Raw genomic sequence first — 24,831 nt, 5'->3', positions numbered from 1 at the left:
TACAGCCATCCTATGTCTGCAATAGGATGGCTTCCGGCATCAAAAATCCCTCATTTGTTCAGCATTTCCATTTCCTCGTCGTCAATCTCAAAGTTGGCATAGACGTTTTGGACGTCGTCGTTTTCTTCAAACGCATCCATCATTTTTAACACGTTAGCCGCATCCTCGCCCGTAATCTTGACGGTATTCTGGGGGATCCACTGCAGGGAAGCATTGGCGAAATGATACCCCTCGGCCTCCAGGCCGCTTTTGACGGAGTCCAGTTCGTAAGGATGGGTGAGCACCTGGTAAGAATCTTCCTCCACTACGATGTCCTCTGCACCTGCCTCCAATGCCTGCATCATGATCGTGTCTTCGTCTACGTCAAACTCTTCGCGGTCGATGACGATGACCCCTTTATGATCAAACATGAAGCTGACCGATCCCGTCTCGCCGAGATTTCCGCCGCGTTTGTTGAAAATGGCGCGCACATCAGCTGCTGTGCGATTGCGGTTGTCAGACAGACACTCGACGATGATCGCAACACCGCCAGGGCCGTAACCCTCGTAGCGTATCTCTTCATAGTTATCCGCATTACCGGCATCAGTGGCCTTTTTGATCGCTCGCTCAATGTTGTCCATCGGCATGTTGATCGCCCGCGCATTGGCGATGATCGCCTTTAGTTTTAAGTTGGCATTGGGATCGGGACCGCCTTTTTTGGCCTCCACGTAGATTTGCCGGGCAAACTTGACGAACTGGTTGTTTTTCTTCTGATCGGCAATTCCTTTTTTGTTTGCAAATAGTTTAAACTTTGGCATATCCCAAACTCTCCTCGTTTTCCTGTAATCCCATCCTCTAGTGTAGCATCAGGCAAAAACCCTGGTCAAAAAGAAAATCGCTGCTGCCGTGCATGACGGCTCCCTTGTGCATCAACTCTTATTCCACCTTCGGTTAAACGATGGACCAATCGGGCAGTCTAAGCGTATTGACATTCCCTAGGGAGGAGGCTGTGAGATGTCGATCGGTACCATAAAACCATTTGTAAAATTGCACAAGTACGATCAGAATCTTGTCGCCGATATCCAGGCGCTCAATTCTTCCGGGTACAAACGCGAAGATATTTACGTGCTGAAATGGAACCCGGATAAAAACCATTCCAATCAGCGCGACAACTACTACAAATACAGCAAGCACTTTGAAGATGCCATAGGCGATATCGACAGCAAAGCCCAGTTTTTTGACAACGGGGGAAAAGAACTGCGCAGCAAACTGGAGCACCTCGGATTGAACAAAGATGAGGCAGCCGCTCTGCTGCGGGAACTGGAAGAAACGGACAACACCTGCATCCTTTATGTACGTGAATTAAGGGACCATATCATTGAGATGAAGTAGACGATCGGAAAAAGATCGCCGCCGGTTTGACGCTGGCGGCGATTTTTTAGCCCCACGGTATGCACAAAAAAGACAAGCGCTACGCTTGTCTTTGGCAGAACTATTCGTGACGGCTACTCGCTAACGTGCGCATCTTCGAGCAGCTCGTCCAGTTTGGCAAATGCTTCTTCTTCTTCTTCTTCGTCCAGTGCGGTCAGTTCATTATTCTCCAAACCGAGGATAAAGACATCCAGCTCCTCTTCATCATTTGCTGGTTCTTCCTCGAGAGCAGGAGTTAGCGCAACGTACTGCCGACCGTTCAACTCAAACAGCGCGATTACTTCGAAATCCCCTACCACCTCGCCGTTTTCGTCATCCAGGCTGATGACATCTCCGACTTCCAGCGCTTTGTTTTCGACTTCACTGCTCAACAGCTTCACGTCCTTTTCCAGGGTTTATCAGCTTTCTTCCCAATCTTACTGTTTTTTAAAGCCCGTTGCAAAAAATTTTGGGATTCACATTTGGCACCTCTACTCTTAGCATCAATGCGCCAAGCGGAGAAGTGGTCACGTCTAGTGCATCCTGCCAAACCAGGCTTTCGCCAACGTGGCGATCCCTTCTCCAATCTCTTTCTCTGATAAACCGCCAAAACCCAGGATAAGCAACCCATCGGGACATTGTGCCGGGTCGATCCAGTAGCGCTCCGGGGAATCAACGTTAACCCCCCACGCTCTCGCCTTCCTGATCAGTTCCTGTCTAGTCATTCCCTGTACCTTGAGCAGAATATGCAGCCCGGCCCGCGAACCAATTACTTCCACTTTCTCTCCCATATGCGTATCAATGGCTGACAACAGCGTTTGATGTTTTCGCTGGTAGATTGTTCGCATCTTGCGAACGTGCCGTTCAAAATCTCCATATTTCATAAACCTGGCAAGTGCTGACTGGATGATGGGTGAGCACGGCTGGCTGTATACGGGAAAGCTTTGGTAAAAACGCTCGATTAACCATGAAGGCAGCACCAGGTAGCTAATCCGTACAGCTGGCAGAAACGACTTGGAGAAGGTACCCATGTAAATCACCCGCTCACGAGTGTCCAATCCTTTCAGTGACGGGATAGGATGTCCCTGGTAACGATATTCGCTGTCGTAATCATCTTCAATGACCAGACTTTCGTGTCGTTCCGCCCAGGCAAGCAGGCGTAATCGCTTCTGGATGGGCAGCACCATGCCAAGCGGCAGCTGATGAGACGGGGTGATGTAGGCCAGCTTTGCCCCGCTTCGCTCCAGTTTATCCAGATCGATCCCATCCTCCTCCAAAGGTATGGGGAGGATATCGCATCCACTCCTGGCGAAGACAGCCCGCACTCCATCATATCCCGGATTCTCTACTGCAACCCCTAGTCGATCGGCCCCGAGAAGCTGACAGATCAAACTGATTGCCTGCTGGGCACCGGCACACATGATAATTTGTTCCGGACAACAAGTTACATCACGTGCCTGGAATAGGTACGAAGCAATCTGTTCACGCAAATCACGCTCCCCCTGGGGATCACCGTACAGAAAGATGTCCTGCGATTGATAATCGAGCACTTCGTTGATCCGTTTTCGCCAAGCCTTTAAGGGAAATCGATCCAGTTCAATATGTCCATAGTGAAAGTCATACCGCCATGTATCTATTTGCTTCTTGACCGAAATGTTCAAGCTCAGCAATGGTTTTTGCTGTGGCCGGGACAGCTGACCCCATTCTGTTTCCAGAGGTGCCACCAGAAGGCCGCTTTTCGGCTTGCTGGTCACATAGCCCTCCGCGATCAACTGCTGATAGGCCGCCTCCACCGTATTACGGCTTATTGCCAGTTGCTGAGCCAGCAGACGAATGGAAGGGAGACCGTCCCCCGCTGTAATCATGCCCGTTTCCATCTGCTCTTTTATGTACCGGTAGAGCTGAACATAGAGTGGCTGTTCACCTGTTCGCTGCAAGTAAGGATGCAGTTCCATTCAATCCCCCCAACTGTCCCTATCAAACTCTCTATTCCTGTCCCTTTTAAAGGGGACAATCGGTACCTATAATTCAGTATAGCAAATCGCGAAAGGAGTTGGTCATTGTGTACGAGATCAGGTACAAGAAGCGAGCCTGTGATGATCAGGACAGGATCGTGCAATTTCTGAACAGGGCAAAAACCGGCTATCTGGGGTTGGCTGACGGCTCCCTCCCCTACGTGATCCCCTTAAACTTCGTCTGGCTTCAGAACAGCATTTACTTTCACGGAGCCGCGTCAGGAAGAAAGACCGAAATCATGGCTGCCAATCCCAACGCCTGCTTCACCGTCAGTGAAGAAGACGGCACGATTGCCAATCCTGTACCAGCCAAAACCGACACGGGGTACTTCAGCGTGATCATATTCGGTAAAGTGGAGCCTGTCTCCGATCTTGCGAAAGCCACGTCCGTCATGCAAGCCCTGCTGGATAAATACGTGCCAGGGTATTTCGACAAGCGGCTGTCCCAAAACCACGTGGAAAAATATCGTTCTTCGTTGGGAAGCCGGACAGCGGTTTACGAACTAAAGGCCATATCCCTAACCGCAAAAGAAAACCCATTGGATGAGAATAGGAGGTTTTATCCAGGGCGGACGAAACAGCAAGATTTGCAGGGCTGATCGTGCAGCCATAACGAAACGGCATGCCGTTGACAGCATGCCGTTTCCCGTTTCGGATCATCACTCGGAGACGACTTCGATTAACCCTTTTTCCATCAGGAAAGCCTCTTCCGCCTGTAAAATTGTAATAATCTCGTCGCGTCCTACCTTCATACCCGCGTTTGCCAGACGCCGCTCGATATACGTGAGCAGCTCTTCAAAGTCAACGACCTGCACCTCTTGCCGGTCCTGTTTCTCCACAATGTCTACCCCCTCTGTTTGATCGATTCTCTTATTGTACACAATTGTTACGATTTTCTCCAACCAAACCAGGAACGACGAATCGGGCGAAGCAGGTATCCGCTCCACGCTACCAGCAGGGCGCTAAGCAGACAGCAAACAATGACGAAAAACTGCCATGGTTCCATAAACAAGCGCAGTTTTGGTCCAAAATCTTCTCCCAGAATATTGGACATGATAATCACAGGATTCAGAGAGCTAAGAACCTGCATACCGACGTAATCCATCGGATCTACGGGTTGTACCGAATCAGACATTTCTGCGATCAGTGGACCGAGAAACATGACGAGCAGCCCCGTGCCCACAACGAAAAAGAAAGCCAATCCATAAGCGAGTATCGTACTCACACCGGTACGCTTCACCCAGGTAGAACAAAACAGGCCAAGAGAGCCAAAAAGAATGATATTGACCGCAAAAAAGACGACCAGTGTAAGCAGCTGGCTAGGCGAAATCCCACCGTATAGAAACATCAAGCTATAGAGGGGGATGGAGGCCACCACCAGTAAAAAGATAAAGGCAAGCGAGGTTAAGAGCTTGCTCAGCACGATCTTCAGCGGAGAGAGTTGAGTCGTCAACAGTATGTTCAGCGTCTGCCTCTCCCGTTCTCCGCTTACCGTGCCGGCCGACAGAGCCGGAGCGATAAAGCAGATCATGCCATACTGGATAACGGCCATGACGATAAACGCCTCTCGATTTTCACCTGGCGCTGAGAGCGAGTTCATCTGTTCCAGGTAGACAAAACCGAGCAGGATCGCACCCAGTATGAGCAGGTAGAGAGCGAGAATCCAGATGCTTTTTTTGACTCGAAATCGCTCCCGCAGCTCTTTGACGATCAATGGATTGGTAAAAAAGCCGCCCATCAGTTGCCCACCCCTTCCGTAATCGCGAGGAAAACATCTTCCAGGTTTTCTTTTGAATCGCCAAAGTGAACGACAGGAATCCCCGCTGCAGTCAGCCGCTGAAGCAGCTCAGCCTTATCCGCCTCTGTACCGGTGAAGTGAAAGCGGAAATGACTGCTCTTGTTGTCCAACCGCCTGACAAAGGGCGACTCTGTCAATATCGTCTCCGCCTGTTTATGCCTGTCAAGCACTTTTAGCTGCATCACGGAGATACCGCGTGTTCCTACGCTTACTTCATCTACATCACCGCAGGCAATCAGCCGCCCTTTCTCGATGACACCGATCTGATCGCACAATTCGGCCAACTCCGGCAGAATGTGTGAGCTGATCAGGATCGTTTTGCCCATCGAACGGAGCTGCTTCAAAATCTCCCGCATTTCAATCCTTGCCCGCGGATCAAGTCCCGAAGCAGGTTCATCGAGGATCAGTACCTCCGGACTGTGAACGAGACACCGGGCCAAGCCAAGCCGCTGCTTCATGCCGCGCGACAGTGAATCAACGTAGGCGTCTGCCTTGTTGGACAGATTGACCAGTTCCAGCAAATCTGCGATCAACGACGTACGTTTGGCGGTCGGAATGCCGTAGGCTCCCGCATAAAAATCAAGGTATTCGGTCGCCTTCAGGTTGTCATAGACGCCAAAGAAGTCCGGCATGTACCCCAGCGATTGGCGCACCGCCTTTGGCTCCTTTGCCACATCGTAGCCAGCCACGTAGGCTTTCCCCGAAGTCGGCGCAAGCAGCGTGGAGAGGATCATCATCGTCGTCGATTTTCCGGCTCCGTTTGGACCAATAAAACCAAACACGTGACCTTTTTCGATTTGCAGATTGAGGTCAATCAATGCCTCTAGTTTTCCGTAACGTTTGCCTAAGTGTTCCGTTTGAATCATCGTTTATCTCTCCTCCCCTTCCACCTGGAACAAGGGCTCCGGCAGCGTTAGGGGCTGCGATGTCGGATTGCGGAAGCGGATCAGCAGATTCCCGTCTCGATTGAGGTATTCCGGCAGCTGTTCCTCCAGAACAACTCGTTCTTCCCGTCCAAGCGGCTTCCAGGTATTGCTCTTCGCATGATAGATCTCTTTGACAAAGGGGCGGTACGGATTGAGGTCAAGCGGCACTTCCAACCGCTTTACGTCGATGTCCGCTTCCCCTGCCGCCAGCGCAAAGGTTGCGCTGCCATCCGCCAATTCGTAGGCGTATGAGGACCGGGAGAAGAACTTACCTTCTTCATTCTCTAAACGAACAGGCAGTGTGCCGTAGGGGTAGACAATCCGACCGTCCTGATTGGGAGTGAGTTGGACTTCCTGGCTGACCATACTATAATGATGTGCCTCATGTTCTCCCTGCATCGTAAAGAGCTGCAGCGGTTGGGATGAGCTTCCGACCAGGCGAATCTTGTCGCGTCTATTCGTATCGAGAAAATCTTGGCGGATCATCTCCATCCTCTCTTCTCTGCTCGGCGGTTCGGGATAGTAGGCCTTATCATCGATCTCACCGATCACGTACTCTTCTATCTGTTTATCTACCCGCATCTCTTCCCCTTTTTCCAAAGGGCCAAGCGGAATCCGCTGCATGCCCAGATCGACGTACAATTGCTCTATGTCAAATGAAGTGTTGTTTTTCACCGTACCAAGGAGGCGTTTCCCTTCTACTGTCAAGGCCGTGGAGAATGCACCAACATCCTCCTTTAGACCAGCTGCAGCAATCTGCCTAATCGTCAGATAAGGGACCTGCTCCAACGTAATCCGGGTATTCTGCCCTTGTTGGCGGTAGATCGATGCTTTCACATCCGTTCTCTCATCTACGTATCTACCGTAGGGGTTGACGACAAAGTTTGGTTTCGCCTCGACCGTGTAAGTACCACCGGATATTTGCAGGAATGTACCAGTGGAGCTAACCTCAGCCGCCGTTTCATCGATAATCTCGATCCGTGAGACAGTGTAACTGGTGTTTTCGTCCACGACCAGGGTACGGCCAATGGTAAAGATGCCGATCGACAGCAGGATCGCCAAACCGGGTATGATTCCCCATGCCCACTCCCGTCTGTCGATCCGCTTCAACCAGATATACACGAGCGGTGCAACGACCAGTATATAAAGAAACCAAATGAAGAACAGCCAGCCGGCATCCGGTGTGCGAACACCAGGGATGATTCGGCTCAACTGGCTCCCGGTATGATCAAACAATCCTTTATGTTGGTTTATCCTCTCGATAGCGCCATGTTTGGTCAGAACATGCTGCCACCACTCGCGATTATGCTGCCACGATGCCAACGGTTCTGCCGTCACATCGTAATTGGCAAACAACAGCAAGCCCGCACCCAACTGCTTGGGCACAATGAGCGGAGAACCCTGGTGGTAGACGGGTAATGATGTAATAGGCAGCGGATCGTCCCCGGCCACTTCCTGCAACTCCCCCAGATCCTGCAGTTCTCCCGGCGAACCAGCCGGGACCGAGAGCAGGTCGGAGAATGGCTGTACGGTTTCATCCTGTCCCGGTCCTGCAGAGAGAAGCAAGACTCCCCCGCGATGGACCCACTCCTTGATCGCCGCAATCTGCTCCTCAGCAATCGTACTGGTGGAACCACCGATTGCCAGCATATCGACATTCTTCAGAACCCAGGACTGATCCGGAATCGCTGTTGGATCTACATTCTGCACCAAAAAGGATGTCTGATTGGTTGCCATTGACTTGTCTTTATTCATCAACAAAAAGTGAAAGGCATTGGGGTCATCGGAGACGACAGCAACAACCCGCTCATCCTTGGGGGAAGCGGAAGCTACCGGATAGCTGGCAACCTCCATCTCCCCATCCAACACTTTCACAACCAGCGATTGATTAAACATCTCTCCGGAGAGGTCGAAATCATATTGTTTGGTTTCCCCTGGAGTTAGTGAAACCTCCTGACGGATTCCCAGATCACGGTCTTCTTCCCTGTATCGTGAGCGATCCTGATAGATCGACACACTCCCCGAAAACGGCGCTCCATTATTCGTTAAGGTAACGTTGAGACGTGTCCATTGATCGTATTTGACGAGTCCATTCAGCGGTACGTGAACCGAAATGTCTATGCTGTCTGCCGCAGCGGCAGGTGGAGCTGCAATCCCTGACAGAGCAAGAACCAACGCCAGAATCCACTTCCACATCGTATTTCTCTCCTTTATCTAGTCTCGCTTGGCAATGGAAAAGACCATGCCCTGACTGGTTTCTACAGCTGTCAGCAGGTGATCGCCATCTCTTGACCAACTGGCCCGCTTCAACTGACCTTCTCTCTCGGGAGAAAATGGGATCATTTCGACGGTAAAGGGCTGTTCCGTAGTTTGGACAGAAGCCAACTGGCCGTCAGGAGTCGTATATGTCAACCAGTCTGTATCGGCCCAAGAGGGATAGGCTCCCTCGCCGAGTTGATAGGTGCGTTCATCTACAAGGCTCATCACCCATACCTTCTGCTGATTGACATAAGCCAGCAGAGTGCCGTCAGGCGACCAGACCGGATTGTGCCCTTCGGTCCATTTCGTTGTCTTTAAGGTATGGAGATCTGTTATCCAGATTTCGCTCTGTGTGCCGCGGGTGCGTGTAAACGCGATTCGACGGTCATCCGGCGACCAGTCGGGGCTGCTCAAAACGCCATTGGGCTCCTCCCAGACCAATTGACTTTTGGCCTGCGCCCCGCTGTCGCTCGCATCGATCACCCATAGTCGGGAACGCTCTCCTCCCTCTTCGGTAACGGCAAGCCGGGATGACCTTGCCCAAGACAGCGATCCATAGCGGCCGTCAGTCTTTGGAAGCTGGTAAGATCGCTCATGGGGTACCTCGTTGACAAACTGATGAATGTATAGCTTCTCGTCATCGGCGAGATAGGCAACCTGCTCATCAAATGGGGCGAGTGCTGTCCGTTCTGCCTCCTGTTGTACCGGGACAGCCAGCGTTTGCTCGCTGCCGAGACGAATCTCGTCATCCGGCCAAATCAACAGGACCATGGCCGCCACCACGATCAGGAAGGCACCTCCCCACCACCAGCCTCTTCGCGCCTGCTGCAGCTGCATTCCGGATGGCTCAGACTCGCTTTGCGCCAACTTTTTGATCTGTTCCTGCAGTTTCTGCTTCAGCTCTGCCTTCAACTGGTAGTTGATCGGGACCGCCTGACGCATCTCCTTTAAATGGGCCAAGAGCAGCTCTATCGTCGATTCCTCCTCTTGTGCTGCAAAGCGCTCATCTTTTTTCACGACGGTCTCCCTCCCTATACAGTTTTTGCAGCTGCTGCAAGCCGCGGTGCGAGAGCATTTTCACGCTGGACTCTGTCTTGCCGAGCACTTCCGCCACCTGACTGATTTTCAAATCGGCAAAGTAGCGAAGTGTCAGCACGTCACGCTGATCCGGAGACAGCAGCTCCAATCTTTCCTGCAGCAGATGGATCTCTTCGTTGCTGAGAGCCTGCCGCTCAGGCTGCCACGTCTCGTCCACTTCTTCAACCAGCAGCTGACTGTTGTCCACAGGGAGCTCCTTGTTTTTCCGCAGGTAATCGACAAACGTATTGTGCGCAATACGGAAAATCCAGGAGGCGAACGGACTGGTCCGACTGTACTGTTCAAACTTCTCCAACGCCTTTAAAAAGACCGTCGTGGTTAGATCGTCTGCATCCCAAGGGTTGTAGACCCGACAGCGCAGATATCGGTTGACCCGATCAAAATATTCATCATATAACTCCGTGAAATCTCTCGTTTCCAATTCTTTTGATTGTTCCGGCGGTGTAGAAGCTATCTCTCCCACCTTTTCCAGCGGCATCGCCATCACACTTCCTCCAACCTCTTGTTCTCTACCCCGTCTGACGGGAGGCAGACGAAAAAGGTCACGCGAGGCCAGATATTTTTTGTTTCCAAGCGAAAGCACTCGTCCCTCTTCTGAGCCGACAGTAGGCTTAATGGGGAACGAGTGCCAAAAGATCTGTGCTGTGCTGCTCTCACTCGCTCAACAGCGCAGACGTTAATTCAGCAATAATGTCTTGATAAGCTTCAATCCCAACTGATAAACGGACCAAACCGCTTGTGATGCCGGTCGTCTGCCGCTGCTCTTCGCTGAGAGCGCGATGGGAAGTCGTGACCGGATGGGAAACAGAGGTCTCGACACCAGCGAGCGAAGGAGCCAGCTTGATCCACTTGAGCGATCGATAAAACGCATACACGCGACTCTCATCTCGCAGCCTAAACGATATCATCGCTCCCTGCTTACGGCAGTGAAAAAAGGAGACATCCTCTTCTCCAGGATAATAGGTCTGCTCGACATCCGGATGACGTCTCAGAAAATCGGCTACTTGTTTTGCGTTGTCACACTGTCGCTCCATACGCAGTGCCAGCGTCTTGACACCGCGTGCCGCCAACCATGCTTCAAAAGGACTGAGGGAAGCGCCATAGTTGACGATCACCTCACGTGCCCGCTGGACCAGCCCAGCTCTGCCAACCAGAACGCCTGCTGTGACATCACTATGCCCGCCGATATACTTAGTGGCGCTGTGGACAACCAGATCAGCTCCAAAACGAATCGGCCGCACCAAATAAGGTGTAGCGAAGGTATTGTCAATCATCGTCACCAGACCGTGCTGCTTCGCCTCTGTTATCCAATGAGGCATGTCTACTACCGTGAGCAGCGGATTGGTGATCGTCTCAAACAACAGCATTTTTGTCTGGGGACGGATATGCCCGCTCAAGGAGCCTGCCCGCTTCAAATCGATCAAATCCATTTCGATCTGGAACCGCGACAGCTCTTTGGCCAGCAGTGCATAAGTACCGCCGTACAACTCGTCCGAGACCAGGATATGATCGCCTGGAGACAGCACTGCAAGCAGTCCTGCCATGATCGCAGCCATACCCGATGCTGCGCTGACTCCGTCTTCTGCTTCTTCGAGAGCGGCAATCGCCGCTGCTAGTTCGACCTGGTTGGGGTTGCCGTTGCGCGTATAGAGGTACCCCTGGTTCCCCTCGTAGTATTGCTCCACTTCCTCCAATCCGGAAAAGGCAAAGACGGAGGTCTGGTAAATCGGTGTCGTCTTGCTTACCCCTGGGCCGAGCGGGGAGTGGCTAATATGTACGGTTTTGGTCTCAAAACGTTCACTCATGTCGATTGCTCCTATCCGATTTTCTTTCTATCATAACACAAGTTCGCTATTGGCGGTCTGGCGCAAACTACCAGAGAAAAAAGCGCTCAAAACATACTTTAGAAATACTTTGCTTATAGTTTGGAAATACTTTTGTAGTATCTTTTTTACGTATCCAGTGAGGATGCAACTCGCGATCCGGGCAGCCCCGGTCGTGTCCACGAAAATGGTCTGCTTCTAAACCTATTATTAAATGCCGTAACAGGAGGGTATAAAATGAAGAAAAAGCACTTTTGGTGGTTGATGTGCTGCATCATAACCGCAAGTTTGTTGTTTGCTGGATGTACCGGCAACAACGGAAACGAAACAGCCACTTCTCCCGATACACCTGCCGAACAGGACAAGGCAAATCAGGGCGGTGAACAGAACAAGCAGCCAGCTGAGCCGCCGAAAAAAGTGGCCGAGAGAAAGTACGACAAGGCACCGGGCATGATGATCGATACAAACAAGCAATATCAGGCGGTCGTCTCCACCACTGCCGGTGATTTTACCATCACGCTGTTTGCCAAAGACGCGCCGAAAACAGTTAACAACTTTGTGTTTCTATCCAAGGAAAAATTTTATGATAACCTGACGTTTCATCGGCTGATCAAAGACTTCATGATCCAGACCGGAGACCCGCTCGGCAATGGAACCGGAGGTCCTGGCTATACGTTTGAAGACGAACTGGAGAATGGCCACAAATACGAAATTGGTGTGGTCGCCATGGCCAACAACGGTCCTGATACCAATGGAAGCCAGTTCTTTATCGGGACTGGCCCAGAGGTGACCGGTCTGAACAACATCCCCAACTATACGATTTTTGGCAAGGTGACAAAAGGGATGGATGTGGTGCAAAAAATCGCCAAAGGCCAGACAAAACCCAATCCGAAAGCTGGCGGTGAAAACAGTCTTCCGGTCGACCCGGTGACTATCAAGTCGATTACGATAGAGGAAAGTTGAGAAGCCATCAGGCACTCGTCCGACCCGGACGAGTGCCTTGCTGTTTTCACCGATCCCTGCGCTCCCCTTCTCTCTAGCTGGCATCTTTCCGGGAGGTCCCCTATACTGGGAAAGAAGGAGGAATCGGGATGAGAGTCAACAAATGGCTTGCCGCAGCAATATTCGGTTGGGTGTTGCTCTGGGTCGGCAGCCTTCTGCTGTACGATGCAAAGCAAGTGGCGAAACCGATCTTTTTTTCCCACTATTACGACGTTTACCCTGACGATAACCTATATACTTTTTCTCTCTATTACCTTACCAATGTGACTGACCAACGGCAGGTGACAGATATCGACCTCCCTGATCGAACTTATCCGGTCTTCGTAGATGATCGGCAGATCACTCACAGAACCAACTACCACCAGATCCGACAGCTGGATATCCGGATGGATCGTGAACCGGTCCGGCAAGATTCATGGGATGTGATCGAGGTCCGGTACTCGGATGGTACGTGGGATGAAGTAGACATCGGCGAGATCACGCTGCACAAGCAATATCCCCATCATGAATGGCTGGACTGGATTAGCGGTTCGAGCAGCTCCAACCATACCGGATCGGATACGTACCGTGCCAGGGAACATCTCCAAGTGACAGGGATACGATTTGATTCTCCTTGGCCTGCTGATTTTTTCCACATGCAAATAAACGGTCAATCGTTGAGTGACACCCAATTCCCGCTGACGCTTGGCAAAAACGAGACATTAACTGTTCAATACGCCTTTGACACCTCGGCAGATGTTGTCAGCGCCCTTCATTTCTACGATCTTGACGCGGACATACTGGTAGAGGATGGAGCTGGCAAAAGCGAAATCATTCCTTTACACATCGACTATCGTCCCAACCTGACCGATGAGCGGATCGGTCAGTTCGTAGAAGAAAGGAGATAGGAAGATGTACCAGTACGCATACAGACAACTGTTCTGGGGCAGCCTGATCGTGCTGCTCGATGTCCGTCTGCAGCATTTTGACATCCTGCCCGACTTTGTCGGTTATCTGATCGTGATTGCTTCCTTAAGAAAACTGTCCAGTCAAAGCAGCCGCTTTCGCAACGCAGTACCGTTCGCCGTCGTCAATCTGCCGTTCTTCCTCTTTGCCGTTGTCGAACTGCAGGCGGGGCTGGAAGAGTTTCCGCAATCGACATCTGATCTGCTGTGGATGTGGGGAGGACAGGCGTTTGTCATGCTTGATTTGTTTATGGTCTACTTCATCTGCAGCGGCATTGCCCTTGCAGCCAGAAACCAAGGCCATAGACGATTGGCGCGAACAGTTGATTCGCGGTGGAAGTTTTATCTGATCTGCCAACTGTTGATCCTGATCGGTTCGCCGCTGTATCCACACATTCCGTTCCAGTGGCGGATCATCTATGTAGCGCTGTTTGCGGCCAGCCTTGCAGCGGGGATCTCACTGCTGTTCCTATACAGAGAGTCGGCAAGAACATTTGGCAGATACTAAAAAATGGCATATCCGACAACAAAAGACTATTGAACCCAAACAATTGCTAAGATAGACTGGCACCTGATCGGTTCGCTGTTGCTTCGGTTTTTGCGATCAAAGCGAAAAGGAGTGCTTTTTTCCGGTGTTCATGAAACCATTGGCGCATTCGCGCTTTTTCTTTTGTATACAAACGCTGCTGGTCGTCCTGCTCTGTCTGTTCGTCCATTCGACAGAAGCAGCCGCTCCCAGTGAGATGTATCCTGGAAGTCGTGGGGAAGATGTATGGGATCTGCAGTATCGACTCTACCTGCTGGGACTGTACAACGGCAGGATCAACGGAATCGTCAGCGAAAAAACGGTTGCTGCCGTCCGGGCGTTTCAACGCCAGCAGAGTCTGCCGACGACAGGGGTCGTCGACCGTACGACAGAGAAGCGTCTGCAGCAAGTCAGCCTTTCTGGAAAAGAACTGAATCTGCTGGCCCGGCTGGTGTACGCGGAAGGACGAGGAGAGCCATATCAGGGCCAAGTGGCGATAGCTGCCGTCGTTCTGAACCGCATCCACGCAGAACGATTTCCCGACACAATGCGTGGGGTCGTGTTTGCTCCTGGTGCTTTTTCCTCTGTGAGAGACGGCCGATTGCCAAAGCAAACAAATCAGACCGCCCGTCGTGCCGTTTTGGATGCTCTGCGTGGCTCAGACCCTTCACAGGGATCGTTTTACTTCTTTAACCCTGAAACGGCTACCTCCACTTGGATCTGGAGCCGTCCACAGGCTGTGCATATTGGAAATCACATTTTTGCCCATTAACATTTTTTCCATTAAATCGATACAGTCATTTACCATTTTTTATTTTTGCTTTATCAGCGCTTTACTTTTATTTGTTATCCTGATTCCTGTAAGCGAACCACTCAACGTATAAAAACAACCGTGACGGTTACGATTTCTACCGATACCATGCTCAGGTCACTTGGTACACGACTTGGTCATGTTTATTGCGTGAGAACCTGCTGCGTCAGACAGTCGGGTGAGAGCGGCTGCCTGTCCATGGCAAACGACTGTTTTCGAAAAACCCCAATCCTTTGCATTCCCCATGTGGTGGAATGCTGTTTTTTTTTGCAAGCAAAGTGTACCCGGATTCTTTCCCTGCTACAATAAGAGCGTAATCCTAGTGATCGATCCTAAGGGAGGTTGTTTTCGATGAAACGATACAGCGAGATGACATTGGCTGAACTGCAAATGGAGATGGAGCACCTACGCAGAGAAGCAGAAGCACAGAAAGCGCGAGGTGATCAGGTCAGCCATGGGATCTTGGAGCAGAAGTTCTATCTGGCCAAATCGTACTATCTCGGAACCACACCGTTTACAGTCGGTAGAAGCTATCGTGTTTACGGACATGACCAACCATTCACGGTCGATTACTTCAACGGGGTTTTTGCCTGGGGGCGTTTTAGCGGCTCAGATGAGCAGGTTGGATTTCCCGTAGGGATGCTGGAAGAAGGGCCGGTCGCATAGAGACACGCCCTCTTCTTCTCGACAGCAGCAATGGCAATGTCAGAAATCGGGCATCGCTTTTTTGTTATAATAGGAAAAAACAGAGAAAGCAGGATTAGCTATGGACATCATCAACGTTATTCTTCTGGCACTACTCGCACTTGGGATTGTCGGCGGAAATCCAACCATTTCCATCGCCGTCTGCGTCCTGCTGCTGCTTCGTTTGGTAAACGCAGAGCGGGTCTTCCCCTATCTGGAGCAGTACGGGCTGCAGTTGGGGATTATCGTACTCACGATCAGTGTTTTATCCCCGATCGCCAGTGGCAAAATCAGTCCGGAGACGATGTATAAAACCTTGAACAACTGGCAATCCATCCTGGCCATTCTGATCGGTGCTGTCGTCGCTTACCTGGGCGGTCGCGGTGTAACGCTGATGTCAGAGAGCCCGCTAGTGGTCACCGGCTTGTTAGTAGGCACAATCATCGGTGTATCCTTGTTTCGCGGCGTTCCGGTTGGCCCGTTGATCGCAGCCGGGCTAATGGCCTTCATCCTGCAGTTTTTGCCAAAGACATAGGTAAACCAACAGAACCGTCATGCTCGTTCCCTTTCTCACTGGGCACGCTTCTATTCCACTCATTCACATGGGAGCCTGTTCCCGAACCATCCTGTTTGGCAGATCCATTCCCTTGCATATGGCAGCACGAAAGCGGAGAGGCTAGGAATCAATGCAACCGAATGGTGAGGAGAGTGCCGTTATGAGACGGGGAACAGTGATCCACGGCGTCGATCTGGTAGCAGAGATCCGCCATCAGACGGCTGTACACAACCGGAACAACCTGACACGAACAGAAGCATATCTCCGCTTCTATCTGCAATATCCCGAGGTGAACTGGGCCTTGCTCGCCCATCTGGTCTCACGCAATGGCGGCTGGAACATGACCGACCTACGCGGTGAATGGCTGCCCCGGCTGATGTCCGAAGAGGACATTCAGTCGTTTTTCGCCTTTCTGGAACGTTGCAACTGGTTGATCTTTCACGATGCATACCCCCAACTGCTGCTCTATGCGACCATGAAACGGGAAAGCGAGGATCTGACATCGCTTTTGCCTGATTTGGGCGTCTCCCGCTTCATGGTGCCGATCTGGCGGGACTTTTTACAGAGTGGCAACGGAGCACGTCTGTCACGTGCACTGATAATCAATGAACAACAATACATTGAGCAGCGGGTCGTTAAACACCCGTTTTATCGGGATCAGGTACTGGAAAGCTTCCCTTTCCTGGCCCAATCCATCCTGTCATTAAATCAGATCTTGTTTCCATATCGAGATCAGTCGGCTGCTAAACGTCCGCGATTGACAGGGGTCAGTGTAAAAAACTTCCCTTCCGTGGAGAGACGGATCAATGTCGGCAAAACATTGTACAAGCTGTTGTTTGACGATCCCAGACGGCATCAGGCGATCATCGATTGGGCCACTAGGGTGACGCATACTGGTTCACGTGCCGACTACTGGCCTGAGATCTTCTCGCCCATTCCCACCTCAAGGCTTGAGGTGCCGTATCAGGAGCGGTTAAAGGGGGCAGAACTGCTTCCAGGGCGGCCAAAGCTGTACAGCCCGCCCCTCCCAAGGGTATGGCCGGACACTGTACAGCCTGCAGCCGACGGCACCGACTGGTACCGAGATGAGAAATGGCTCCGCTTTCTGGAGGAAGACGACCTGATCCCAACCATTGACGAGAACGACTATGCAAGTGGTCTCAATATGGTCGAAGCCGGCTTGCAGATGGTTGCCCTGATCTCCTAAACGTATCGCCCGCAGCTGTATTCAGCCCCATTCGTGCGACCACCTTTTCCACAACAAGCCGCCTGCGAGGGCAAGTCGGGCGGCCCCCAACTCTTCAAAGCTTTCAAAAAACAGTGAAATCACGCATAATAGGCGGTAGGACAAAGAGAAGTGCAGAGATAAAAGGACGTGTTCATCTTGTGGGAGAAACTGCTTACGCTATATCGCACTCATTGGCTGGATAGACCGTATCGCCCTGGACAAACACTTGGCGGTTACACCATTCGTTCTGTACTCGGTGTGGGCAGTTATGGAATCGCATATCTCGCCTCCCCCCTTCACGCAGACACCCAGGTGGTTGTCAAGCAGACAAAACCAAGCCGCAGAGGACACCCGAAAGGCTTAGGGATGCAACTATACGAAAAGAAAATCCTGGAATCGCTGGATCACCCGCAAATCCCACAAGTAGTTGAACATTTTGTCCAAAACGATGTGGGCTTCTTGGTCATGTCCTATATCCCCGGCATAACCGTCGAAGAGTTGCTGTTTGACAAGGGCCAACAGTTTGGAGAGGCGGAAGCGGTACGCTTGATCTGCAAACTGGCCAGAATCGTCGATCACCTGCATCAGCATGATATCATCCACCGCGATGTACGTATACCCAACGTGGTGATGCAAAACGGCGAACCCTACCTGATCGACTTTGGTCTAGCCCGCTTCATCGGCGACTCTCCCACTTATACGGACGATCCGTTCGATCATTACCCCGCTGAAAAACAGTTGAAGCGGGCCGTTCATCCCTCCAGCGATTTGCTGGCGCTAGGCCACTTCCTGCTGTTCCTGCTTTATTCGACGTATGAGGCAGATGAATCAGAAGCGGAGCGCAGTTGGCAAGAGGAACTTTCCCTTTCACCGCCTCTTCGAACCATCCTGCAAAAACTGTTTCAAATAGACGGCAGCTATTCTACCGTGGCAGAGTTAATCGACGATCTGGATCACTTTCTACACATATAAATAATACAAATAGCAGTACCGCGAGCTACGCGATACTGCTTGCCGTCTCATTCTGCAATCTCCTGCTCTTTGGCCTGCTCCATTCTCTGGGTCAACTCGCCAACCTCTTCACGCAATGTCTGCCGTTCTTGTTTGGTCAGCACTTCACCGCCTACTGGTCCATTGACCAGCAGGCTTTCCTCCTCCATGCGATCTTTACGCATCCTAACGCCTCCTATTATGATCGGACTGAATCCAGAGTGGATTCATTACCGGTTGTTGCTGTCCAGACGAGTCTCTTTTCCCTCCATCTTGTCGTGTCGATCCTTCTCCGTCCGTTCGTTGAGGCTCCCGGGCGGATTGGTGCGATACGCTTCCACCTGATCCTGAAATTCTTCATCATGTCCCCGCACTGTGCATCACCCCCACAGTTTATTCTGCCCGATCCCCCCCAATCCATCCGCCTACATCATCAACCAGCGTTTGTGTCAGATCATTGCCGTATCATATGGAGAGCTGTCGGAAGTAGGCGGGGTGGTAAACCTCGCGATAACTCTCTCCCGACAAGATCAGCTCATCCAGCCGTGTTTTCAACTCCTGGGGCTTAATGTCCTCTCCATACATGTTAATCAGGGTGATGCGGACCAACTCGGCCAGTGTCTGCACTTCTTCGCTAACCCCTGTCTCTGGTGATTTACCACTGTGTACAATCTCAGAGCGATGATTGTAAGAGTGCTTGATAAAATCGGAGAGACGCTTGCGCTGTTCCCTTGTATCCGCAAAATAGTAAGCAGTCCGCATGCGAACCTTATACGTGATCTCTCCCTTTTTCCCGTCTGGTACAAACAGAGATTCCAAGGCAATCCACAGATCCAGCAATCGATCTTCCCAGTTCTCTCTTTCCAGAGAGAGCAGGTAACGGCGGAAGGGAACGGGAGGAAAGTGACCCTCTTGCCGCAAAAGCTGCTCGAATACCTGCCGTTTCTCCTCGTCAAACAGGTACGCAGGGCCATCTAAAGAACGTTTTAAATAGCTGATCCCATATTGATTCTGTTCAATCGTAAGCACGTATGGAATTGAGCAGACGCCATTCCCGCTGGCCATATTCAGCAGATTTTCGATCAGTTCGATGTAGCTGCGGTCCTCGGTCACTTTCATCTGTGGATAATCGGCGATCAGGAACATACTGTCGGCCGACACTTTTTCCTTAAAATAGAGCCGGTTTTCGTTCATCAGGTTGCGCAGATAACGATGACTCAGCTTGTACAACTTGTCGTTGCCAGACTCGAGCCGAAACCCGTTTTTCAGATTGATTTGGACTGGACCTGACGCAACAGAATTGAACACGGGAGCAAGCAATAGCGGCATCGTTTCACTCCTTCCACACCTTATCGGGATGCCAGGGTTTACAGTTCATGTTTTCTCCATTATCTCACATACTAGAGAGTGAAGGGAGTTGATCACATGTTGAAAGAAGAGAATCAACCGGCCAATCCGCATCAGATGTACAACAACGAGTACGATCCACGGGAGCAGGCTGGAGAGCCGCTGCCAGGATCAAAACAGGTGAAACAGGAGAACCACTCCCGCAACATCAAGACACGTGAAGGCTAGAGGAACACTCTCTGGCCTTTTTCTTTCTAACCGGGGAAAACTGGCGACTCTTCTTTTCTGTCATCCACGTCGGGTACCCCTCTCCGGATGAACTGGTTGGTGATTGAATTGTCCTAAAAACCTGCGTATGATGAAAGAAGCAAGGGTTAGGAGGCCGTAACGATGATAAAAATAGATTTGTCCAAGCTTTACAATCCCAACCCGCCTATCCGTTTTAGCGTCTCCCCACTATTTGAGATGGCGGCCAGTTTGCACACGCTTACCCAGGTGCTGCCTACGCTGCAGCACCACCAGTGGGTAAAAAAAAGCGTGGAGATCCTAAAAGGTGAGGGGCTTTATTCCGAATGGGTCTACTTTTCCCCCCTGTTTGCCTACTCTGTCCCTTCGTTATTCGCTGTGCATCGGACCGAATTACTTACGACAGAGGAGGAGCAATTCACCTACTTGGCCGAACTGCCCCTGGATCAGTTCATCCATTCGCTCAATGAAACACTCTGCAGCAGTATGGGCCGGAGTCAGCCGCATCTGTCTTCCCTACCAAACGATCTACAAGGTGAACCTGAACTGATTAGAGGCCGCTTCAACTTGTTTTTTGCCGCATACACCCATTACATTTTTCGAGAAAAGTGGGACGAGTTGCAACCGACTGTTGTGCGTGAGCGAACCCGGTTTGAAAACCTGCGTAGCACAAAAGCGATTTGTGATTACTTGCAGGAGATCGTCCCACTTCCGATTCAGCATGACTCGTCTGAGAGATTGATTTGCTTGCCGCTGACGACAAACCACCAGGACACGCAAGAGGTTGTGCGGATTGCCCTGCACCCAAGCTGGTTTTTGTCGCATCCGCCACGATACACGCAGTTTGGGGATACGCTGCATATCGCCTATAGTCTGATCAGCCAGCCGATTTCCTAAGAGGAAGAGGTCCAAGCAGTTCAGCGTTCTCTGCAAACAAAAAACGACCCCCGTGAATCTTGTGGTCGTTCCAGTTTCCATGAATGTCTGTTTGTCTAATCGCAGGTGCTTTTATCGATTGCCATGCACCATCTGCGCAACAATCAGCTGATCCAACTCCTGACTAATCTTGAGAATCTCAGGATTCAGCAAATCGTAATCAAGTCGTTGAACAGCTTTTTCCAGATATGCCCGCAATTCTTCAATGGCCTTTCTCGTATCCATCCAGATCCTCCCGCAAGCTGAAAAGGGATATTTTACATAAAAATGGAACAAATGAAAAGGTTTCTCTAACATTTTTCACATTTTTTTAAGAGATGCCAGCTTTTTTTTTAGCGTTCTGCCGTTGAGAATATGGTATGATGGGTACAATTACGAAAAGAAAACAGATCAAGAATGGAGCGAATGAATGGCAGAGCATTATGCGGTCAAGTTGCTTGACCATCGTTTGGAACCAACGCTAAAAGAGCTGTACGAAACCCACCGAAAACGAGCCGCACAGATTGATTGGAGCTACCACGAATTCCTTCCCTGGGACAAAGGCAGATGCTTTAAGCGCGAACCTTGGGACATCAGTCAACGCACCTTGTCAGATGAGGTGTACACGGCAATCGAGACGGCTTTGCTAACAGAGGTTAATTTACCATGGTTCACCACCTATCTCGCCGTTACCTTTAAGGGGTCGCTGGAGGTGCTGACGCAGTTCGTTCACACCTGGACCGCTGAGGAAGATCAGCACTCTTCTTTATTGGAGACCTACCTGCTGCTCACGCGCAACGCCGACCCTGACACCCTGCACCGCTTGCGAAAGCTGGTCGTCGAGCAGGGGTTCGAGCCCGACTTTGACTCGGCCTTGGAAACGATGGTTTACACCACGGTCCAGGAATTGGCGACCATGGTCTTTTACAATAATGTAGCGAAGGCCGCTACCCCGTACGATCCGGATCTTTCCCGCCTGTTGAGACGATTGGCCAAAGACGAGACGCTGCATTTTGCCTTTTACCGCGATGCCGTAAAAGCGTATCTGGCGATTGATCACAATTACGTCTACTACATCGAAAGGGTCATGACGGATTTCAAGATGCCGGGCAGCAGTATGCCTGATTTTGATCAACGGATGAATACCATCGCTACCCATGCCAATTATGGTCCGATCGCCTACTTTAACCAAGTATACGAATACCTGATTCACTATTGGGGAATCGACAGCCTGCAGCCGAGCAGGACGGAAGCGGTTGAGTCAAAGGTTCGCCTACTGAAGCATTACGAAAAGATGAAGCGAGTCACCGAGCGCCTTGCTGCACGTGGATTAAGCTGATACTCGTCCAATCCGCGATGACGATAGGACGAGCACACGAAACAAAGAAGCCTTGCTCTATTGCGGTAGAGCAAGGCTTCTCGTATCATCATGGTTATTTGTTCAGCACATGAATCGGGTGACCCAGCGCCAACTCGGCTGCTTCCATCATCATTTCTCCCAAGGTAGGATGCGCATGGATGGTCAACTCGATATCTTCCAGTGTAGCACCCATCTCAATGGCCAGGCCGATCTCAGCAATCAGGTTGGATGCTTCCGGACCGACGATTTGCGCTCCCAGTACAACACCCGTCTCCTTGTCAGCCACCAGTTTGACGAATCCTTCCCCGGCGTTGACGGAAAGCGCCCGGCCATTGGCCGCAAACGGGAACCGTCCGACAACGTAATCCAGTCCTTGCTCTTTTGCTTCCCGCTCACTGATGCCGACACTGGAGATTTCCGGATCGGAGAAAACAACGGCCGGAATCACTTTATAGTCGACGGCTGAGGGTTGACCGGCAATCGCTTCCGCAGCCACTTTTCCTTCGTAGGAGGCCTTATGGGCCAGCGCAGGTCCCTCTACGATGTCACCGATTGCATACACGTTGGGAATGCTGGTCTGTCCCTGCTTATCGACAATCACATACCCTTTTTCCGTCAGCTTCATGCCGATGTCGCTCAGGCCCAGTTCGTCGGTGTTGGGACGCCGCCCTACCGTAACCAGGACATAATCCGCCTCAAACTTCTTCTCTTCACCCTTCACTTCTGCCGTTACCACGACGCCGTTTTCGGTCTCTTCCATACCTTTGGCCATCGCTTTGGTGAAGACGTCCACCTTATTTTTCTTCAACTTACGCTCTACCAGGCGGGTCATCTCCGCTTCAAATCCGGGCAGAATCTGGTCGGATCCTTCCAGGATGGTTACCTTGCTGCCGAAGCGGGCATATACACTGCCCAGTTCGATGCCGATATAACCACCGCCGATCACGACCAAGTTTTTGGGAATTTCCGTCAGGTTGAGGGCCTCTGTAGAGGATAGCACCCGCTCGCCATACGGAAATGCCGGCAGTTCAATCGGTCGTGATCCGGTCGCAATAATGCAGTGGTTAAATTTGTATCGATTCACTTCGTATCCGTTGAACACGCGGACTTCGTTCTCGCTGACAAACAGCGCTTCGCCAGGCACGGTCTGGATCTTGTTCCCTTTGAACAGCGAACCGACACCACCCGTCAACTGCTTGACGACTTTGCTTTTCCATTCCTGCACTTTGCCGAAATCGACGGATACGTTCTCAACGGAAATCCCCATCTGATCGGCAGCTTTCATATGATCGTAGGTATGGGAGGCATGGATCAATGCCTTGGATGGAATGCAGCCTACATTCAGGCAGACTCCGCCTAGCTCACCTCGCTCGACGACCGTGACGCTTTTGCCCAGTTGGGCCGCTCGGATCGCCGCCACGTACCCGCCGGGACCTGCACCGATGACCAAAACATCTACTTCCGTGGTGAATTCTCCGACTACCATATTATCCCTCCATGACCAACAGTGTCGGGTTTTCCAACAGCTGTTTCACGTAGTTCACAAAGCGCTGCGCCGGTTCCCCGTCTACCAGGCGGTGGTCAAAGCTGAGTGAAAGCGCCAGTACGGAACCAACTACGATCTCTCCATTTTTGACAACCGGTTTTTCCGTGATCCGACCGACCCCGAGAATCGCTACTTCCGGATGGTTGATGATCGGGGTGAAGAACATGCCGCCAGCCGAACCAATATTGGTAATGCTAAAGGTAGATCCCCTCAGTTCGTCAGGTGCAGCTTTTCGTTCACGAGCCTTACCGGCCAGTTCGCTGATCTCGGCCGCAATCTCGAAAATCGACTTGCGGTCAGCCGCTTTTACGACCGGCACCAGCAGGCCTTCTTCGGTAGATGTGGCGATACCGATGTTGTAATACTTTTTATAGATAATCTCTTGTTTCTCATCATCGAGGGATGCGTTCAGTTCAGGGAACTTCTTCAAGGCTGCCACGACCGCCTTTACGATAAACGGCAAGTAGGTGAGCTTGATTCCCTTTTCCTCGGCGAGCGGTTTTCCCTCTTTGCGCAGGGCAATCAACTCGGTAACGTCTACTTCATCGAGAATGGTTACGTGCGGTGCCGTATAGGCAGACTTCACCATCGCCTTGCTGATTGCTTTGCGGATGCCTTTCAACGGTACCCGCTCTTCTACTTCGCCGGCTTGAGCAGCGTAGTGAGTCGTCGGCGCTGCTTGTGCTGCCTGCACCCCGGTCGGCTCTGCCGCCGCCTCCTGTACTGGCTGACCAGCTGCCGGTTGTGGAGCAGCCGCTCCGCCTGCGAGATAACCATCCACGTCTTGGCGAGTGATCCGTCCTTGTTTGCCTGTACCCGGTACGTATGAGAGGTCGACTCCTTTTTCCCGGGCGTATTTGCGGACAGATGGCGTAGCCAGGATGTACTTTCGCTCAACTGGCGCCCCCTGTGCCTGCCCGTTCGGTGCTGCCGCCGCTGGTGTATCGAGCGGCTGACTGGCGTTAGCATTTACCTGTGCCCCAATATCACAGCCTGGCTCCACCCCATCGGTCTGCTGCGCTTGCGCAGGTTCCGACTGAGGTTTGTCCGCCTCCGGAGCATGATGCTCAGGCTGGTCGGGAACCTCTCCCTCTACTTCAAAGACAACCAGCGTGTCGCCAACAACGGAAACGGTTCCTTCGTCTACCTTCAGTTCCGCCACTTTCCCTTTGACAGGAGACGGTATCTCTACGACAGCCTTGTCGTTTTGCACCTCAAGGATAACTTGATCTTCCTCTACCGTATCGCCTGGCTTTACGTGCCATTTGACGATTTCGCCTTCGTGAATACCCTCCCCGATGTCAGGGAGTTTGAATTCAAAACGACTCACGCATAATTCCCTCCTCTATCATTCCATAATCGCTTCGT

29 protein-coding genes are annotated in these 24,831 nt (G+C 51.5%); 13 read left to right on the top strand and 16 right to left on the bottom strand.

Translation table 11 applies throughout. The features are described from left to right. Window positions 1-50: 50 nt before the first annotated feature. Window positions 51-797 carry a YebC/PmpR family DNA-binding transcriptional regulator gene (locus tag LOK74_RS07320; RefSeq protein ID WP_230045986.1) on the bottom strand — a complete coding sequence of 249 codons (747 nt, stop codon included), beginning with the start codon at window positions 795-797 and terminating at the stop codon, window positions 51-53. A gap of 196 nt (window positions 798-993) precedes the next feature. On the opposite strand from LOK74_RS07320, the gene LOK74_RS07315 reads away from it, so the two are divergent. Continuing rightward, window positions 994-1,371, top strand: coding sequence for a YflT domain-containing protein (locus tag LOK74_RS07315; RefSeq protein WP_230045985.1), 378 nt, complete (start codon window positions 994-996; stop codon window positions 1,369-1,371). Between the two features lie 113 nt (window positions 1,372-1,484). Here LOK74_RS07315 and LOK74_RS07310 read toward each other — a convergent pair whose 3' ends face one another. Both LOK74_RS07310 and pdxR read right to left on the bottom strand, forming a co-directional pair. Beyond that, window positions 1,485-1,781: a DUF1292 domain-containing protein gene (locus LOK74_RS07310; RefSeq protein WP_230045984.1), complete on the bottom strand. Its 297-nt coding sequence runs from the start codon at window positions 1,779-1,781 to the stop codon at window positions 1,485-1,487. A 141-nt stretch (window positions 1,782-1,922) separates the two neighbouring features. Then, on the bottom strand, window positions 1,923-3,344 hold the full coding sequence (gene pdxR, locus LOK74_RS07305) for a MocR-like pyridoxine biosynthesis transcription factor PdxR (protein WP_230045983.1): 1,422 nt from the start codon (window positions 3,342-3,344) through the stop codon (window positions 1,923-1,925). Window positions 3,345-3,451: 107 nt separating this feature from the next. On the opposite strand from pdxR, the gene LOK74_RS07300 reads away from it, so the two are divergent. Further along, window positions 3,452-4,003 (top strand): pyridoxamine 5'-phosphate oxidase family protein, encoded by a 552-nt coding sequence (locus LOK74_RS07300; protein ID WP_230045982.1) that lies wholly within the window; start codon window positions 3,452-3,454, stop codon window positions 4,001-4,003. A gap of 60 nt (window positions 4,004-4,063) precedes the next feature. On the opposite strand, the gene LOK74_RS07295 is transcribed toward LOK74_RS07300, so the two are convergent. From LOK74_RS07295 to LOK74_RS07265, 7 genes are all read right to left on the bottom strand, one after another. Further along, on the bottom strand, window positions 4,064-4,243 hold the full coding sequence (locus LOK74_RS07295) for a hypothetical protein (RefSeq protein ID WP_420908734.1): 180 nt from the start codon (window positions 4,241-4,243) through the stop codon (window positions 4,064-4,066). Between the two features lie 47 nt (window positions 4,244-4,290). Beyond that, window positions 4,291-5,142: an ABC transporter permease gene (locus LOK74_RS07290; RefSeq protein WP_230045981.1), complete on the bottom strand. Its 852-nt coding sequence runs from the start codon at window positions 5,140-5,142 to the stop codon at window positions 4,291-4,293. Continuing rightward, window positions 5,142-6,068 carry an ABC transporter ATP-binding protein gene (locus LOK74_RS07285; RefSeq protein WP_230045980.1) on the bottom strand — a complete coding sequence of 309 codons (927 nt, stop codon included), beginning with the start codon at window positions 6,066-6,068 and terminating at the stop codon, window positions 5,142-5,144. Before LOK74_RS07285 ends, LOK74_RS07290 begins: the two co-directional genes overlap by 1 nt. Before the next feature lie 3 nt (window positions 6,069-6,071). After that, window positions 6,072-8,324, bottom strand: coding sequence for a hypothetical protein (locus LOK74_RS07280; protein WP_230045979.1), 2,253 nt, complete (start codon window positions 8,322-8,324; stop codon window positions 6,072-6,074). Window positions 8,325-8,342: 18 nt separating this feature from the next. Next, window positions 8,343-9,404, bottom strand: coding sequence for a TolB family protein (locus tag LOK74_RS07275; RefSeq protein ID WP_230045978.1), 1,062 nt, complete (start codon window positions 9,402-9,404; stop codon window positions 8,343-8,345). Further along, on the bottom strand, window positions 9,391-9,963 hold the full coding sequence (locus LOK74_RS07270; RefSeq protein WP_230046937.1) for an RNA polymerase sigma factor: 573 nt from the start codon (window positions 9,961-9,963) through the stop codon (window positions 9,391-9,393). Before LOK74_RS07270 ends, LOK74_RS07275 begins: the two co-directional genes overlap by 14 nt. A gap of 175 nt (window positions 9,964-10,138) precedes the next feature. After that, complete coding sequence (locus tag LOK74_RS07265) at window positions 10,139-11,290, bottom strand: trans-sulfuration enzyme family protein (RefSeq protein WP_230045977.1); 1,152 nt, start codon at window positions 11,288-11,290, stop codon at window positions 10,139-10,141. Window positions 11,291-11,545: 255 nt separating this feature from the next. On the opposite strand from LOK74_RS07265, the gene LOK74_RS07260 reads away from it, so the two are divergent. The 8 genes from LOK74_RS07260 to LOK74_RS07225 all read left to right on the top strand — a co-directional run bounded on the left by LOK74_RS07260 (window position 11,546) and on the right by LOK74_RS07225 (window position 18,031). After that, window positions 11,546-12,271 carry a peptidylprolyl isomerase gene (locus tag LOK74_RS07260; RefSeq protein ID WP_230045976.1) on the top strand — a complete coding sequence of 242 codons (726 nt, stop codon included), beginning with the start codon at window positions 11,546-11,548 and terminating at the stop codon, window positions 12,269-12,271. A 128-nt stretch (window positions 12,272-12,399) separates the two neighbouring features. Next, window positions 12,400-13,197 carry a hypothetical protein gene (locus LOK74_RS07255; protein ID WP_230045975.1) on the top strand — a complete coding sequence of 266 codons (798 nt, stop codon included), beginning with the start codon at window positions 12,400-12,402 and terminating at the stop codon, window positions 13,195-13,197. 4 nt (window positions 13,198-13,201) lie between these two features. Beyond that, window positions 13,202-13,762 carry a hypothetical protein gene (locus LOK74_RS07250; protein ID WP_230045974.1) on the top strand — a complete coding sequence of 187 codons (561 nt, stop codon included), beginning with the start codon at window positions 13,202-13,204 and terminating at the stop codon, window positions 13,760-13,762. A gap of 130 nt (window positions 13,763-13,892) precedes the next feature. After that, complete coding sequence (locus LOK74_RS07245; RefSeq protein ID WP_230046936.1) at window positions 13,893-14,552, top strand: cell wall hydrolase; 660 nt, start codon at window positions 13,893-13,895, stop codon at window positions 14,550-14,552. A gap of 390 nt (window positions 14,553-14,942) precedes the next feature. Further along, a complete protein-coding gene (locus tag LOK74_RS07240) occupies window positions 14,943-15,257 on the top strand; it encodes a DUF1811 family protein (protein WP_230045973.1) in 315 nt (104 codons plus the stop codon). A 100-nt stretch (window positions 15,258-15,357) separates the two neighbouring features. Beyond that, window positions 15,358-15,810 carry a DUF441 domain-containing protein gene (locus LOK74_RS07235; RefSeq protein WP_230045972.1) on the top strand — a complete coding sequence of 151 codons (453 nt, stop codon included), beginning with the start codon at window positions 15,358-15,360 and terminating at the stop codon, window positions 15,808-15,810. A 181-nt stretch (window positions 15,811-15,991) separates the two neighbouring features. Further along, window positions 15,992-17,038 carry a DUF2515 family protein gene (locus LOK74_RS07230; protein ID WP_230045971.1) on the top strand — a complete coding sequence of 349 codons (1,047 nt, stop codon included), beginning with the start codon at window positions 15,992-15,994 and terminating at the stop codon, window positions 17,036-17,038. 177 nt (window positions 17,039-17,215) lie between these two features. Next, the gene (locus LOK74_RS07225) at window positions 17,216-18,031 is read left to right on the top strand and encodes a serine/threonine protein kinase (protein ID WP_230045970.1); all 816 of its coding nucleotides are present in this window, start codon (window positions 17,216-17,218) and stop codon (window positions 18,029-18,031) included. Window positions 18,032-18,078: 47 nt separating this feature from the next. On the opposite strand, the gene LOK74_RS07220 is transcribed toward LOK74_RS07225, so the two are convergent. The 3 genes from LOK74_RS07220 to LOK74_RS07210 form a co-directional block, all read right to left on the bottom strand. Beyond that, complete coding sequence (locus LOK74_RS07220; protein ID WP_230045969.1) at window positions 18,079-18,234, bottom strand: hypothetical protein; 156 nt, start codon at window positions 18,232-18,234, stop codon at window positions 18,079-18,081. Window positions 18,235-18,279: 45 nt separating this feature from the next. After that, a complete protein-coding gene (locus tag LOK74_RS07215; protein ID WP_230045968.1) occupies window positions 18,280-18,423 on the bottom strand; it encodes a hypothetical protein in 144 nt (47 codons plus the stop codon). A 91-nt stretch (window positions 18,424-18,514) separates the two neighbouring features. Then, window positions 18,515-19,378, bottom strand: coding sequence for a HEPN domain-containing protein (locus LOK74_RS07210; protein ID WP_230045967.1), 864 nt, complete (start codon window positions 19,376-19,378; stop codon window positions 18,515-18,517). A 96-nt stretch (window positions 19,379-19,474) separates the two neighbouring features. Between LOK74_RS07210 and LOK74_RS07205 the strand changes: the two genes are divergently transcribed. Then, the gene (locus tag LOK74_RS07205) at window positions 19,475-19,624 is read left to right on the top strand and encodes a small acid-soluble spore protein P (protein ID WP_230045966.1); all 150 of its coding nucleotides are present in this window, start codon (window positions 19,475-19,477) and stop codon (window positions 19,622-19,624) included. A gap of 162 nt (window positions 19,625-19,786) precedes the next feature. Continuing rightward, complete coding sequence (locus LOK74_RS07200; RefSeq protein ID WP_230045965.1) at window positions 19,787-20,539, top strand: DUF5937 family protein; 753 nt, start codon at window positions 19,787-19,789, stop codon at window positions 20,537-20,539. Between the two features lie 111 nt (window positions 20,540-20,650). Here the strand turns inward: LOK74_RS07200 and LOK74_RS07195 are convergent, their stop codons facing one another. Continuing rightward, window positions 20,651-20,803, bottom strand: coding sequence for an aspartyl-phosphate phosphatase Spo0E family protein (locus LOK74_RS07195; RefSeq protein ID WP_230045964.1), 153 nt, complete (start codon window positions 20,801-20,803; stop codon window positions 20,651-20,653). 184 nt (window positions 20,804-20,987) lie between these two features. Here LOK74_RS07195 and LOK74_RS07190 point away from each other — a divergent pair, with 184 nt between their 5' ends. Beyond that, a complete protein-coding gene (locus LOK74_RS07190) occupies window positions 20,988-21,896 on the top strand; it encodes an acyl-ACP desaturase (protein ID WP_230045963.1) in 909 nt (302 codons plus the stop codon). Window positions 21,897-21,990: 94 nt separating this feature from the next. Here the strand turns inward: LOK74_RS07190 and lpdA are convergent, their stop codons facing one another. Beyond that, window positions 21,991-23,403, bottom strand: a complete 1,413-nt coding sequence (gene lpdA / locus LOK74_RS07185) for a dihydrolipoyl dehydrogenase (protein ID WP_230045962.1) — start codon at window positions 23,401-23,403, stop codon at window positions 21,991-21,993. 1 nt (window position 23,404) lies between these two features. Then, window positions 23,405-24,793 carry a dihydrolipoamide acetyltransferase family protein gene (locus LOK74_RS07180; RefSeq protein WP_230045961.1) on the bottom strand — a complete coding sequence of 463 codons (1,389 nt, stop codon included), beginning with the start codon at window positions 24,791-24,793 and terminating at the stop codon, window positions 23,405-23,407. Window positions 24,794-24,831 lie beyond the last annotated feature (38 nt).

The organism is Brevibacillus humidisoli, assembly GCF_020923435.1.
GTDB classification, from domain to species: domain Bacteria; phylum Bacillota; class Bacilli; order Brevibacillales; family Brevibacillaceae; genus Brevibacillus_E; species Brevibacillus_E humidisoli.
The sequence above is the reverse complement of the archived record's forward strand: the minus strand, read 5'-3'. Positions and strand labels throughout refer to the sequence as shown.

Excerpts from the sequence above, each read along its gene's own strand:
- LOK74_RS07210 (WP_230045967.1), bottom strand. The coding sequence starts at position 19,378 with ATGCCGCTATTGCTTGCTCCCGTGTTCAATTCTGTTGCGTCAGGTCCA.
- LOK74_RS07250 (WP_230045974.1), top strand. The coding sequence starts at position 13,202 with ATGTACCAGTACGCATACAGACAACTGTTCTGGGGCAGCCTGATCGTG.
- LOK74_RS07280 (WP_230045979.1), bottom strand. The coding sequence starts at position 8,324 with ATGTGGAAGTGGATTCTGGCGTTGGTTCTTGCTCTGTCAGGGATTGCA.
- LOK74_RS07265 (WP_230045977.1), bottom strand. The coding sequence starts at position 11,290 with ATGAGTGAACGTTTTGAGACCAAAACCGTACATATTAGCCACTCCCCG.
- LOK74_RS07260 (WP_230045976.1), top strand. The coding sequence starts at position 11,546 with ATGAAGAAAAAGCACTTTTGGTGGTTGATGTGCTGCATCATAACCGCA.
- pdxR (WP_230045983.1), bottom strand. The coding sequence starts at position 3,344 with ATGGAACTGCATCCTTACTTGCAGCGAACAGGTGAACAGCCACTCTAT.
- LOK74_RS07320 (WP_230045986.1), bottom strand. The coding sequence starts at position 797 with ATGCCAAAGTTTAAACTATTTGCAAACAAAAAAGGAATTGCCGATCAG.
- LOK74_RS07220 (WP_230045969.1), bottom strand. The coding sequence starts at position 18,234 with ATGCGTAAAGATCGCATGGAGGAGGAAAGCCTGCTGGTCAATGGACCA.
- LOK74_RS07285 (WP_230045980.1), bottom strand. The coding sequence starts at position 6,068 with ATGATTCAAACGGAACACTTAGGCAAACGTTACGGAAAACTAGAGGCA.
- LOK74_RS07190 (WP_230045963.1), top strand. The coding sequence starts at position 20,988 with ATGGCAGAGCATTATGCGGTCAAGTTGCTTGACCATCGTTTGGAACCA.
- LOK74_RS07270 (WP_230046937.1), bottom strand. The coding sequence starts at position 9,963 with ATGCCGCTGGAAAAGGTGGGAGAGATAGCTTCTACACCGCCGGAACAA.
- LOK74_RS07205 (WP_230045966.1), top strand. The coding sequence starts at position 19,475 with ATGTTGAAAGAAGAGAATCAACCGGCCAATCCGCATCAGATGTACAAC.
- LOK74_RS07200 (WP_230045965.1), top strand. The coding sequence starts at position 19,787 with ATGATAAAAATAGATTTGTCCAAGCTTTACAATCCCAACCCGCCTATC.
- LOK74_RS07235 (WP_230045972.1), top strand. The coding sequence starts at position 15,358 with ATGGACATCATCAACGTTATTCTTCTGGCACTACTCGCACTTGGGATT.
- LOK74_RS07315 (WP_230045985.1), top strand. The coding sequence starts at position 994 with ATGTCGATCGGTACCATAAAACCATTTGTAAAATTGCACAAGTACGAT.
- LOK74_RS07290 (WP_230045981.1), bottom strand. The coding sequence starts at position 5,142 with ATGGGCGGCTTTTTTACCAATCCATTGATCGTCAAAGAGCTGCGGGAG.
- lpdA (WP_230045962.1), bottom strand. The coding sequence starts at position 23,403 with ATGGTAGTCGGAGAATTCACCACGGAAGTAGATGTTTTGGTCATCGGT.
- LOK74_RS07230 (WP_230045971.1), top strand. The coding sequence starts at position 15,992 with ATGAGACGGGGAACAGTGATCCACGGCGTCGATCTGGTAGCAGAGATC.
- LOK74_RS07195 (WP_230045964.1), bottom strand. The coding sequence starts at position 20,803 with ATGGATACGAGAAAGGCCATTGAAGAATTGCGGGCATATCTGGAAAAA.
- LOK74_RS07245 (WP_230046936.1), top strand. The coding sequence starts at position 13,893 with ATGAAACCATTGGCGCATTCGCGCTTTTTCTTTTGTATACAAACGCTG.
- LOK74_RS07255 (WP_230045975.1), top strand. The coding sequence starts at position 12,400 with ATGAGAGTCAACAAATGGCTTGCCGCAGCAATATTCGGTTGGGTGTTG.
- LOK74_RS07240 (WP_230045973.1), top strand. The coding sequence starts at position 14,943 with ATGAAACGATACAGCGAGATGACATTGGCTGAACTGCAAATGGAGATG.